Here is an 11,802-nt window from a genome sequence, read left to right as displayed (position 1 = left end):
ACAACGTAGGCCGGGGTCATCGGTCTCTGCAACAGTTGCCACCACCTGCGCTGCCGTACACGTTGAACACCACCGGCTTAACGGCCACGTACTCGACCTCACCCCATTACGCCCTCGGCGGGCAATGTTGATAGATCCCCCACACAGACCCCGTTATCTCGTAAGCCTCCTCCTTGAGGAGGCAAGATTCTTCGCGGGGCTCCTCATCTCTATCTCAGCTATCGCGCCCGCGCTCTTGCTGCTCCTCGTACAGAGGGCTCTTGGTTTCAGCTAGTGCTAACTCATGAAGGCCGCTTTATTCGAGCCGGGTCTGAGGTGGGCGTACAAGGAGCATTGCGAACGACGGCCCCCGTAGTCCGCCCTAGTTCCCGCCGTCCATGGAGGCCCACGGGGTATCGCCACCGCCGGCCAGGAGGATCTAGGCTATTAGCCCGGCACGGCTACTAGGAGTCTAGGGGCGTGGGCCCTTGGCCCGGAGCAGCGCCGTCAACGCCATGAGGCACTGCGCAGACACACTCGCCGAGTTGAGGAGGTGCGCCAAGCTCCTCCCGGGTTCGAGGGTCTCGCTCACCGAGAGCTGCGAGGAGCTGCTGGACAAGTTCCAGGAGTGCGTCGCCCTCTCCTTCGTCCCCCTCGAGGAGGTGGAGAGGGCCCGCCGCTACGTACAGGAGCTGAACAGCCTGCTCTCCGAGGTCACGGCGCTCCTCGGCGGGAGGGGCTGGGCCCTGCCCAGGGAGACCAGCGACTTCTCGAGAGACCCTCTCGAGCACCTGAAGAAGAAGATCACACTCTACACCTACGACCTCCTCAGGAGGAAGACTACTGTCGTTGAGTACGCGCCGAAGGCGAGGTCCGCGCTGGGCTCCAGTATGAGGTCTAACCTCAGGATAGTCTACGAGGTCTACGTCCTCGCATCGGTGGTCAAGCACCTCGCCGAACACGGGGCGAGGATAGTGTACCCGGAGCACAAGTTCGTCCACTTCGACAGGCAGGGGAAGCAGGCCTCCGGCTCCATACCCCCGAACCTGGCCGTGGAGCTGGACGAGGGGGTCCTCAGCTTCTTCCTGGAGGCCCCCAGGCCCCTGGGCTGGAGGGGCCTCAAGGACCTGAGCAGGGTGTGGAGGTTCTACGTGACTCTCAGGCCCGACATCATGGTCTACTCCGGCCTGGTCCTGGACATAGTGGACCCCTCGAGCAACGGGCCCCCCGTCAAGCGGCCGGACGTGATAGTCGAGTGCAAGGAGCTGGAGGACTGGTACGCGAGGACCAGGGAGCTCAAGGGGCCTGTGAACCCGTCTCTCAGCTTCAGCGAGTGGTTCAGGAGGTGGTTGTCCGGCCTCTGGAGCGGGCTGGCCGACGTCCTCGGAGTGGACCCCAGCGTAGTGAGAGAGGTCGCGGAGGGGGAGAGGAGGGGCGTGAGGGTCACGGAGGCCCAGCTCGTCAAGTTCTACAAGGCCTTCTACGACCCCAGGAGGTTCTACCTCGTCTCCTCCCCCAGGCTGCCCGGCTACGTCCGCTCCGACCTGGAGTCCTCGGGGATAATGGTCTACGACGGCGTGAGGATCGGGGAGCCCGGCGCACTGAGGGAGCTCGCCGAAGAGCTCGCGAAGTTCGCGGAGCCCGTGAAGGAGCCCTCGAGGCACTTGAGGAGGGTGAGAGAGGCCCTCCGAGGGCTGGGTCTTGAGCTCAGCGAGGACGAGCTGTCGAGACTACTAGCCGAGTTCGCTCTCAGCAGGCTGGGCGAGTTCAAGGACTTCACTCTGTCTAGAAGGGTCGAGACAGTCGCGTAGACAGCCGCGCCCAGGACGCGGCGGGGAGCCGGTCGAGATCCCCGAGACAGCCCTCACTGCTCGGGACGCGGCCTCTAGGCCTCATCCCGGCCAGTAACCTACTATGTCTCACGCCCTTAAAGCCTGACATGAGGAGGGGGTCAGTAGTGCGCGACCACTTCACCCCTCAGCCCTGCAGCCCTCTTCACCCCCCGGCTCAGAGGCCCCCCAACAAGCCTTCATCCGATCTCCGAGTCGTGGAGTCGTCGTCACAGCCCCTATAACAGTGTCCGTGTTTCACCGGTATAAAGGCCTAGCCGCACTCCAAACGATAGGCCGGTAGAGGCGGCCGGGCCCACTCCACCGCTCCTCCGGCGACCGTGCCCGTTTATTACCTCGCTAAGCCCTCATAGATCCGTGTGCTGCCTATGGCTTCGGGCATGTCCGCAAAGAGGCGGTGGATGGCCAGCGAGAGGATCGCGCTGAGCGTTCTCAGCGAGATGGGTTTCAGGGTGCTGGAGACGGGTAGGAGGGTGGTGGTGAACGGGGTCGAGGTTGGGGAGGTCGACGCGATCGCCGAGGACTCCGAGGGGAACGTCTACGCGGTCGAGGTGAAGGCCGGGAGGCTCGACGTGAGCGGTGTCAGGCAGGCCTACGTAAACGCCCTGCTCGTGAACGCCAAGCCGATGGTGGTGTGCAAGGGCTTCTCGGACGACGCGGCCAGGGAGCTCGCGGAGAGGCTGGGTGTCAGGGTGGTCCAGTTGTCGGACGTCTTCCTGGTGGAGAGCGAGGAGCTCTACGCCCTGATGAGGGAGGTCGTGGAGGAGGTCTTGGCGGACTACCTAGAGGTCTTCTACGGCTACAGCCCCCAGATCAAGCAGGAGCACCTCGAAGTGCTGCAGGCCATAGCCTCGTCTGCCGACATCGGCGACGCGGCCGGTAAGCTGGGAGTCGACGCGCAGGCCCTCGCCAAGAAAATCGAAGAGCTGAGGAGGGCGGGCGTACTGCCGAGGTGGGCGGTCAAGTACTTATCGGTGAGGAGGGTGGCACAGGTCCTCGTGTGGAGGCGCAGCCTCGCCAGCGCGCTGGAGGAGAGCAGTAGGCTGGTGGAGACTGCGAGGGCCCTGAGAGAGGAGCTCAGGGAGCTCAAGGCAGCGGTCAGCGGCCTCGCCGCACAGCTGAAGAGGCTGTCGGAGACAGCCGCGGCGGTGGAGGAGAAGTCGAGGGCCTCCCAGGCCCAGGGGCAGCAGTAGGGGCCCCGGCACTCCAGGACGCGGCGGGGCCCGGGTGGTGTCTAGCCCACCCTGTTAGGCAGGCTTTGGGGGGGTGCGTTAAAAGAGGTCTCAGAGGGGCGTGTAGGCGGGTGCTACGTGGGCGGCCTCCCACTACTCCATATGCTCTCGAAGTAGCTCGTGACCTCCTGTGCCAGCTTGGTCGAGTCGACTAGCAGGGTCGTCTCGTGGTTCCTCGTCAGCGCGCTCTCGGTCCAGTTGTGGCTGCCTATGAAGACGTACTTCCCGTCGATGATGACTATCTTGGCGTGTGTGGTGACGCTCTTCGACTCGTCCAGCTTGACGGGCACGCCGTTTTGAACGAGGTAGTTGATGGTGTCGGGGTAGCTAATTAGCGTCTGGTCGTCTACGACCACCCTCACGTCTACGCCCTTCTTGTAGAGGTCTACGAGCTTCCTCAACAGCTTGTTCACCGGGTCGTCGGGGTAGCTCGGGTCGTACTTGACGACGTACATCACGACGTAGACGCTCTTGTTCGCCCTGTCCAGGTAGTAGGTCAGGTTACCGTAGTACGCTCTGTCAGGCAGGAAGAAGACTCCCCCCTCGGGCACCGCTGGTTGCTGCACCCCGGGGGCCGCCACGTGTAGAGCCACGTAGTAGCCCACCACTAGGCCGGCGATGAAGACAGCCACGAGGGCGCCCAGGCCCACGCCCCTCAACGCGAACACCCCTATCTCGATCAGGGGGTGGACGGCTTTTAGGCTTTGTATTCGTAGACCCTTTGATCGCACGGTCAGCAAGGTAGAGGGGCCCTCGGCGGACGGGGCCTTAACCTCCTTATTAGACTGTGTAAAGACAGTTGCACGAGAGTCTACGGGATGCAGTGCCCTCCAAGGGACAGGCTACTAGAGGCGTTGGTTGAGGGGCTTGTCAGCGCTTTCAAGGGCGTCTTCGGCGATAGGCTTGTCTCCCTCGTCCTCTACGGCTCCTAGGCAAGGGGGGACTACAGGTCTGACAGCGACATTGACCTGATAGTAGTGCTGGAGGAAGTGGGCGACAGGCTGGAAGTACACAGAGAGCTGGACCTAGTCGAGGAGGCCCTGCGACCAGTCTTCGACTGCTTGAGAGAGGCGGGGCTAAGGCCGGTCCTGTCCCCCGTCGTCTTGGACAGGGAGTCGGCCTCTATTACTAGACCTCTCTACCTCGACGCCGTGTTCGACGCGAGGGTCCTCTACGACAGGGGCGGCTTCATGACGGGTGTGCTAGAGGGGGTGAGGAGGCGGCTGGAGGAGTACGGTGCGGAGAGGAGGAGGGTAGGCAGCAAGTGGGTGTCCGTCTTGAAGAGGGAGTACAAGTACGGGGAGGTGATCGAGCTTTAACAACGTCGAGATGGCGAAGTCCTACCTCGAGGAGGCGGAGAAACGGGTAAGGGTTGCCGAGACGATGTTGGGCGAGGGCTCCTACGCGTACGCCATAAGGCAGTGCCAGGAGGCTGTAGAGCTCTCCCTCAAGGCGTCGCTGAGACTGGTGGGCGTAGAGCCCCCTAAATGGTATGACGTCGGCCCCGTTCTAGTAGAGCTCTCCGACAGGTTCCCCGACTGGTTCAGAGACAAGATACCCGAGCTCGCCGCCATCTCGAGGTGGATGAGGAGGGAGAGGGAGCCCTCCATGTACGGCGACGAGGAGACGGGACTACCCCCTTCCAGGCTCTACACGAGGCCGTACGCGGAGAAGGCCGTAGAGGCGGCGAAGCTCGTGGTCTCCTAAGCCAGGCGCCTACTATCCGAGTACACGCGAGGGCCGGGCTGACCGCCACGCAGCAGCGCTCGTTATCCTCGGGCCGGCCCTCCTGCTACGTGGCCACCCTCGCAACCCTCCTCGTGGCCACCACCTCAGTACCGCAGACGTCTCTCAACACTACGTCGCCTATGTTGACGGGCGCCGTCAAGACGGCGTCCTTTAGCTTCTCCATTACCAGCCAGATACAGTCTTTGGGTACCGGGCGCCTCGTCTTGACGGAGACCGTTGGCACGTCGCCCCCAACAACTCTAACGACGGATATGACGTAGCGCGTGGGAGCCTCTATCTCCTGCCTCGCGTACTCCACCCCTCTCGGGCACCGGTTGCCGGTGACCTCGACCACTCCGCCCCTGACCACGACCCTCATCGTACAGCTGGCGGGGCAGACAGCGCACACCAACTCCACCGCGCTCACCTCTTCACCACCTCCACTGTGACCCTATCCCCGTCCCCGAGCACCCCCTTCAGCTTCTCTGCTCTGAGCCTGAACCTCAGCATCTCCGGCGGCCTGACCCCGAGCTGCGGGACCCTCAGCCCCGCCTCCGGCACCTGGAGGACAACGTCCTGCTCGGGGTAGGACACCCTGGCGTAGAAGAGGGCGTCCCTCTCGCCGGACAGGTACTGCGGGACGACCAACCTCACGTTCCTGCCCTTCACCACTCTCACCCTCCTCCCCGTAGGCCTCCCACCCGACTCCACGTACGCCCTGGCCCCCTCGGCTGCCAGCTCCCCCTGCTCAACTGCGTAGTCGACGAGGTCGTTTACGACGAGGGAGTTACCGGCGGCGAAAACGCCCGGTATGCTGGTCTCGAGCAGCTCGTTCACGGCGGGCCCCCCAGTGGCAGGGTCAACCTCGACGCCCGCCCTCTCCAAGAGGTCGATGTTGGGCCTGAGGCCGGCCGAGACCACGACCGTGTCGCAGGGTATCTCGAACTCGCTGCCGGGTACGGGCCTCAGGCTCTCGTCAACCCTCGCGACAACGACCTTCTCCACCCTTTTCCTCCCCTCAACCCTTAACACGACGTGGCTCAACAGAAGCGGGATGTTGAAGTCCCTCAGGCACTGCACCACGTTCCTCATGAGCCCTCCCGGGTACGGCATTACCTCGACCACCGCCTTCACCTCGGCCTTCTCGAGCGCGAACCTCCTAGCCATTATCAGCCCCACGTCGCCTGAGCCTATTATCACGACCCTCTTGCCCGGGAGGACCCCGTAGATGTCCATGAGGGTCTGGACCTCCCCGGCCGTGTAGACCCCGTCGGGCCTGCCCCCGTGAACGCCTATCTCGAAGAGAGTCCTCTCCCTGGCGCCGGTGGCGTACACGACGGCCCTTGCCCTGGCCACGACTACTCCCTGCCGGGTCACTATGTCCAGCCTCTTCCAGCCGTCCGCCTCAACGCTCAGCGAGAGGACGTGCGCTCTGACCCAGTACTCCACCCCCTTAGACTCCAGCCTGTCGATGAGCCTAGCGATGAACTCCCCGCCCGTCAGGTCCTCCTTGAAGTAGTGAAGCCCGAACCCAGTGTGGACGCACTGGAGGGGGATGCCTCCCAGTCTCTCCCTGTTTTCGACGAGCAGCGTTCTAAGCCCCAGGTCGCTCGCTCTAATGGCCGCGGCGATACCCGCCGGCCCTCCCCCCACAACCACGACGTCGTACTCGGCCCTCTTCACACCTCCCCCCTCCACGCCGCCTTCACGTCTCCTACGCCCAGGCTGCTGTACTTGACTACCACGTCCTTCACCTCGACGCCAGTGAGCTCGGAGACGATCTTTGCGACCCTCGCCCTGCACAAGGAGCCCTGACATTTGCCGAACCCCACGTACACCCTGAACTTCAAGCCGTCCAGCGTCACGGTCTTCACCCCTATCCTCCTCATTCTCTCCACCGCCTCTGCTACCTCGGCCTTCGAGACGAATTTGCAGTAGCAGACGATCTCCCCGTAGTCCGGGTTCTTCTTTATGAGCTCGTCTAACTCTTGGAGGCTGCGCCCTCTGACCCTGGTGATGTCCTGCCTAACAGGCCTCCAGTTCCTCTTCTCGACCAGGTCTAGGGAGTACTCGCGGGCGAGTAGTTCGAGGACGTAGTTGGCTATAGCGGGGGCCGCTGTGAGGCCCGGCGACCTGATCCCAGCCACGTTGACGAACCCCCAGGGCTCCGCGTATGCCTTTATCAGCCAGTTACCACCCGGCGGCTCCGGCCTGAGGCCGGCGAAGAACCTTATCACCCTCTTAGGGTCGGGCCTCTCCCTCAGCATCTTGGACGCCTCGTTCAGCAACAGCTCTACGCCCTCCCTGGTAGTCGAGACCTCCTCTCTAGCCTCCTCTGGTAGGTCCTCGGCGGTAGGCCCGACCATCAGGTTCCCGTGGACGGTGGTTATCGCGTAGACGCCCTTGGTCTTCGGGGTCGGGACCGTGTGGAGGACCCTCTGGGGTTTCAGGGGGTAGTCCTCGTCGAAGAGGAGGTACTGCCCCCTCCTCGGCCTTACACGGAACCACTCTTCGACCCCCGCGGTGTGGGAGACCCTGTCGGCGTAGAGGCCCGCCGCGTTCACTACTATGTCGGCTGCTATAAAGCCACGCTCCGTCTCGACACCGGCGACTCTCCCGTCCTTCACCACCACCCTCTCCACCCTGGTCTCGGTGAGGAGCCTGACGCCGTTCTCCACAGCGTTCTCGACTATGGCTACCACAGCCTCGAACGGCGATATCAGCCCGGCTGTCGGGGCGTAGAGCCCGCCAACAGCCTCTGGGTTGACGTTCGGCTCCAGCTCCCTCAGCTCCTCCCTCCCCAACAGCCTAACCCCCGGGACACCGCTGGCCTCGGCTAACCTCAAGTACTTGCGAACCTCCACCTCTTCTTCCTCGTTGTGGTAGACGATGACCTCGCCGGGCCACCTCGCCGGTATGGAGAGCTCCCTGACCCACTCCCTCCACAACCTGTTGCCCTCGAGGCAGAGCCTGGCCCTCAATGGGTACTTCTCCGGGTCCTCCTCGTGGCATGGGTGCATGATGGAGGTGTTGGTCTTGCTCACACCCCAGCCGACGTCGGGCTCCTTCTCGACTACCACGACGTCCAGGTCCTCGAACCTGCTGAGAACCCTCGCAATTGAGGCTCCGACAACGCCCGCACCCACGATAACGACTCTTAGCCTGGCCACCCGCCCTCGCCCCGCTACTCGTACCCGTAGGCCCAGGGGACCTCTCTAGCCCAACCCAGGGCCCTCTTGACTGCCTCCCTCCAGCCCTTGTAGAGTCTCTCCCTCTTGTCCGGGTCCATCCTCGGCTCGAAGACCCGCCCCGGCCTCCACTTCCCGGCCAGCTCGTCTACGCCTCTCCAGAGCCCGGCGGCGAGGCCGGCCAGGTAGGCCACGCCGAGCGAAGTGGTCTCGAGCACGACGGGCCTGACCACCCTCACACCCAGTACGTCGGCCTGGAACTGCATGAGGAAGTCGCTCCTCGAGGCCCCGCCGTCGACCCTGAGCTCGCTAATCCTCTTGCCGGTCTCCGCCTCCATGACCTCCACAACGTCCCTGGTCAAATAGGCTATAGACTCGAGCACGGCCCTCGCGATGTGCCTCCTCTCGGTACCGCGCGTCAACCCTATGATCAGGCCCCTGGCGTACGGGTCCCAGTAGGGCGCTCCGAGCCCCGTGAAGGCCGGCACGAAGTAGACTCCACCAGTGTCCTCGGCGGCCTCGGCGAGTGGGTTCACCTCGGCTGAGACCTCTATTATCTTCAAGCCGTCCCTCAGCCACTGGATCGCCGCGCCCGTCACGAATACACTGCCCTCCAGCGCGTACTTCGCCTTCCCGGGCTCCGTCGAGTAGTAGACGGTTGCTAGCAGGTTGTGCTCCGAGTAGACCGGCCTGTCGCCGGTGTTCATGAGCAAAAAGTTCCCCGTCCCGTAAGTGCACTTGACGTCCCCCTCCCTGAACCCGGCCTGCCCAAAGAGCGCTGCCTGCTGGTCGCCGGCGTCGCCGGCCACTGGTATGCTGCGGCCGCCGAAGAGCCCGGAGACCTCGGGCCCCGTGTACCCGTAGAAGGCCATGTCACTAGAAGGCCTCGGGAGGGGTAGAACGTCGATGGGTATCCTCCCCTGTACCTCGAGCAGGTCGGCGCTCCACTCCAGCCCCGCTATGTCGAACAGCATCGTCCTCGAGGCGTTAGAGTAGTCTGTTACGTGGGCGCCCCCCCTCTCCGGGGTTAGAACGTCGCTCGAACCCCTCGTCAGGTTCCATATGAGCCACGTGTCCACGGTCCCCGCGAGCACCTCCCCCCTCACGGCCCTCTCCCTAAGGCCGGGTACGTTGTCTAGTAGCCACCAGAGCTTGGTGCTGGAGAAGTAGCTGTCTGGGACGAGCCCGGTTTTCCTCTTGATCAACTCGAAGTAGTTGGAGCGAAGGTAGTCGACCTCCCTCGCAGTCCTCCTGTCCTGCCAGACTATGGCGTTGTAGACGGGTCTACCGGTCTCCTTCTCCCAGACCACGACCGTCTCCCTCTGGTTAGTGACCCCGATGACAGCTATACTGCCCGGGTCGACGCCGGTCTTCTCGAGCACTTCTCTGATGCAGGCCTTGGTGTTCAGCCATATTTCGAGGGGGTCGTGCTCGACCCAGCCGGGCCTAGGGTAGATCTGCCTGTGCTCCCTGTAAGCCCAAGCTCTCTCGACCGGCGCCCCCTCCTCGTCGAAGAGCATGACCCTGGTCTCGGTAGTCCCCTGGTCTATCGTCAGCACGTACCTCTCTCCACCCAAAGCCGGCACCCAGCGCCTACACAAAACTTTTTATTGTTACGGTAAAAAGAATAATCGGTGCCTCCTGTGGGATTCCTTGTACTACTCGTTTCAATCCTGGCCGGGGTCCTCCTGGTCCTAGCATTCGCATTGGTGGCTGTGGCCTCCGCGGCTTCTAGGAGGCTCCTCAGACCCCCGAGAAGAGTGTCCAACTGGACTCCGAGGGACCTCGGGCTAGACTACGAGCCCTTCGCCTTCACCACAAGGGACGGGGTGACCTTGAAGGGCTGGCTCGTCAAGGGCAGCCGGGAGAAGGCGGTCGTGGTGATACACGGCTACACGTCCAGCAAGTGGGACGAGGACTACATGAAGCCGGCTATCGAGGTTCTGGGGAGGGCGGGGTACACCGTCGTCGCCCTCGACATGAGGGCGCACGGGGAGAGCGGCGGCGATATAACCACGCTGGGCTACAGGGAGTCCGAGGACGTCGTAGACCTGGTCTCCTACCTCAGGGGGATGGGGTTCAAGAAGGTAGCCCTCTACGGCTTCTCAATGGGCGGCGCCGTATCGCTGATCGCCGCCTCGAAAACGAGCGTCGACGCCGTCGTCCTGGACAGCCCCTACGTCGACATCAGGTCCTCGGGGAGGAGGTGGATCTCTCGAGTGAGGGGGCCGGTGGGGGCGCTGCTCAGGCTGTCCTACCCCCTGATCATCCTCATGGTCTCTAGGAGGGCGGGGGTGCCCGTGAGCAAGCTCGTGATGTACGAGTACGCTAGAAAGGTGGGGGCGCCGGTCCTCCTAGTAGCCCCGAGTAGAGACGACCTGATAAGCGCCGAGGAGTACCGCGCCCTAGCCTCGAGGCTTTCCGAGGCCACCAGGGCGCTGGAGTTCTGGGTAGTCGACACCGGGCACGTCGGGGCGTGGAGGTCGCTTAGGGCCGAGTACGAGAAGAGGCTCCTAGCCTTCCTCGAGAGGAGCATGCAGGGGGTGGCTGGGCGGTGAGACACCTCGTCTTCCTAGCCCTCCTGGTCCTCGCCTACTTCACAGCCAACTACATGTACGCCGCTGTCGTGAAGCCGATGTGGAGGGAGGGGGTCATACCCGGCAGGGAGTTCGAGTACGAGGCCATAGCAGGCCTCTACCTGGTCACCATACCCAGCATCATAGCGATAGCCCTCAGCGTCCCGATGGGGGTCGTCGCAGACAAGGTCGGTAAGGTGAAGACGATACTGTTCTCGGGCCTGTTAATGGGGGTCGGCCTCGTAATGGTCGGCGCCTCGACGAGCTTCCTCCTCCTCTCAGTCGCATTCACGCTCTTCGCGGTAGGGATGCAGGGGGTCTACCCTGCTCTAATGGGCTCTATAGCCGACACCGTACCCGTCTCCAAGAGGGGGCTGGGCTACGCCGTCTACTATGCGAGTACAGTGGTCGGCTACCCGCTCGGCCTCGTGACTGGCCTCCTGCTGTCCTGGAGACTGGGCTACACCTTCCTCGGGGCGCTGGTCATCGCCCTCACCATCGCGGCCGTTGCGGCCCTCTCCAGAGCATACAGGAGGCTCCGGGTAGAGGCGGGCGGGGTCTCGGAGTACAGGGCCTCGGGCGTCCTCAAGTCCATAGCCTCCCCCGCCGTGGTCGCCCTGCTAGTCCTGATCTTCTTCTGGGGGATGCCGTGGGGGGCGATCACAAGGTACGCCGTCAACTTCCTCGAGGACGCGTGGGGGGTGGGCAGGGCGGTCGCCGCAACCATACTCACGCTCGCCTCGATCTCGATAATCGCGGGGCACGTCGCGGGCGGCGTCCTCGCCGACAGGAGGGTGAGGGCCGGCGACGTGCTCGGGAGGGTGAAGGTGAGCTTGCTCGGAGTCGCCGTAGGCATAGCCGTCATGCTCAGCTTCGTCCTCTACCCGTACCCCTACGGCGACGAGAGTCTAGCCTCCCTACTGCCCCCGGCAGCACTCGCTCTGCTGGGCATGATGTTCACCACGCTCTCCTACCCGAACATAAGCAGCGTCCTGAGCGAGGTAGTCAGGAGGGAGTACAGGGCGACCGTCTTCGCGGTCTTCAACATACTGAACAGCCTCGGCTGGGCCGTCGGGCCGACGCTGTACGGGGCCCTCAAGGCGTTCCTCGTCGAGTCCCTCGGCTACAGTATACCGTTGGCGTCGAAGGTCTCCATCGCCACGGTGGTCCTCCTCTGGCTCGTCCCGCTAGCGGTGTGGGTGTTAATGCTCGGCCTCTACCCTAAGAGCAGGGTGGAGGAGGGGTAGGG

The 11,802-nt window shown here is 63.5% G+C and carries 10 protein-coding genes and 1 pseudogene; 6 read left to right on the top strand and 5 right to left on the bottom strand.

Annotated elements, in window-relative coordinates; translation table 11 throughout:
- Positions 1-467 precede the first annotated feature (467 nt).
- Together WLZ34_RS06810 and WLZ34_RS06805 are read left to right on the top strand one after the other, a co-directional pair.
- Positions 468-1,790 carry a hypothetical protein gene (locus tag WLZ34_RS06810; protein WP_434731284.1) on the top strand — a complete coding sequence of 441 codons (1,323 nt, stop codon included), beginning with the start codon at positions 468-470 and terminating at the stop codon, positions 1,788-1,790.
- Between the two features lie 407 nt (positions 1,791-2,197).
- Positions 2,198-3,022 carry a recombinase RecB gene (locus WLZ34_RS06805; protein WP_434731961.1) on the top strand — a complete coding sequence of 275 codons (825 nt, stop codon included), beginning with the start codon at positions 2,198-2,200 and terminating at the stop codon, positions 3,020-3,022.
- Positions 3,023-3,135: 113 nt separating this feature from the next.
- Here WLZ34_RS06805 and WLZ34_RS06800 read toward each other — a convergent pair whose 3' ends face one another.
- Positions 3,136-3,792 (bottom strand): phospholipase D-like domain-containing protein, encoded by a 657-nt coding sequence (locus tag WLZ34_RS06800; protein ID WP_434731960.1) that lies wholly within the window; start codon positions 3,790-3,792, stop codon positions 3,136-3,138.
- Positions 3,793-4,005: 213 nt separating this feature from the next.
- Here WLZ34_RS06800 and WLZ34_RS06795 point away from each other — a divergent pair.
- Both WLZ34_RS06795 and WLZ34_RS06790 read left to right on the top strand, forming a co-directional pair.
- Positions 4,006-4,380 (top strand): annotated as a pseudogene (locus WLZ34_RS06795) (nucleotidyltransferase domain-containing protein); the annotation flags it as partial.
- A gap of 10 nt (positions 4,381-4,390) precedes the next feature.
- Complete coding sequence (locus WLZ34_RS06790; RefSeq protein ID WP_434731283.1) at positions 4,391-4,768, top strand: HEPN domain-containing protein; 378 nt, start codon at positions 4,391-4,393, stop codon at positions 4,766-4,768.
- An 85-nt stretch (positions 4,769-4,853) separates the two neighbouring features.
- Here the strand turns inward: WLZ34_RS06790 and WLZ34_RS06785 are convergent, their stop codons facing one another.
- From WLZ34_RS06785 to glpK, 4 genes are read right to left on the bottom strand one after another with little or no spacing between them, the layout of a single operon-like run.
- Positions 4,854-5,216 (bottom strand): DUF1667 domain-containing protein, encoded by a 363-nt coding sequence (locus tag WLZ34_RS06785; RefSeq protein ID WP_434731282.1) that lies wholly within the window; start codon positions 5,214-5,216, stop codon positions 4,854-4,856.
- On the bottom strand, positions 5,213-6,472 hold the full coding sequence (locus WLZ34_RS06780; protein ID WP_434731281.1) for an NAD(P)/FAD-dependent oxidoreductase: 1,260 nt from the start codon (positions 6,470-6,472) through the stop codon (positions 5,213-5,215). Before WLZ34_RS06780 ends, WLZ34_RS06785 begins: the two co-directional genes overlap by 4 nt.
- Positions 6,469-7,959: an NAD(P)/FAD-dependent oxidoreductase gene (locus tag WLZ34_RS06775; protein WP_434731280.1), complete on the bottom strand. Its 1,491-nt coding sequence runs from the start codon at positions 7,957-7,959 to the stop codon at positions 6,469-6,471. Before WLZ34_RS06775 ends, WLZ34_RS06780 begins: the two co-directional genes overlap by 4 nt.
- Before the next feature lie 14 nt (positions 7,960-7,973).
- Positions 7,974-9,554 carry a glycerol kinase GlpK gene (gene glpK, locus WLZ34_RS06770; protein ID WP_434731279.1) on the bottom strand — a complete coding sequence of 527 codons (1,581 nt, stop codon included), beginning with the start codon at positions 9,552-9,554 and terminating at the stop codon, positions 7,974-7,976.
- Between the two features lie 66 nt (positions 9,555-9,620).
- Between glpK and WLZ34_RS06765 the strand changes: the two genes are divergently transcribed.
- Together WLZ34_RS06765 and WLZ34_RS06760 are read left to right on the top strand one after the other, a co-directional pair.
- Positions 9,621-10,535 (top strand): alpha/beta hydrolase, encoded by a 915-nt coding sequence (locus WLZ34_RS06765; protein WP_434731278.1) that lies wholly within the window; start codon positions 9,621-9,623, stop codon positions 10,533-10,535.
- A complete protein-coding gene (locus tag WLZ34_RS06760; RefSeq protein WP_434731277.1) occupies positions 10,532-11,800 on the top strand; it encodes an MFS transporter in 1,269 nt (422 codons plus the stop codon). The genes WLZ34_RS06765 and WLZ34_RS06760 overlap by 4 nt, the downstream gene beginning before the upstream one ends.
- Positions 11,801-11,802: the final 2 nt, after the last annotated feature.

The sequence above is a fragment of the Thermogladius sp. KZ2Tp1 genome, from assembly GCF_051131135.1.
Classification (GTDB): Archaea; Thermoproteota; Thermoprotei_A; order Sulfolobales; family Desulfurococcaceae; genus Thermogladius.
This window is presented reverse-complemented; position numbering and strand designations above follow the sequence as displayed.

Coding starts and splice junctions, on each gene's coding strand:
- WLZ34_RS06805 (WP_434731961.1), top strand. CDS start 2,198: ATGGCTTCGGGCATGTCCGCAAAGAGGCGGTGGATGGCCAGCGAGAGG.
- WLZ34_RS06790 (WP_434731283.1), top strand. CDS start 4,391: ATGGCGAAGTCCTACCTCGAGGAGGCGGAGAAACGGGTAAGGGTTGCC.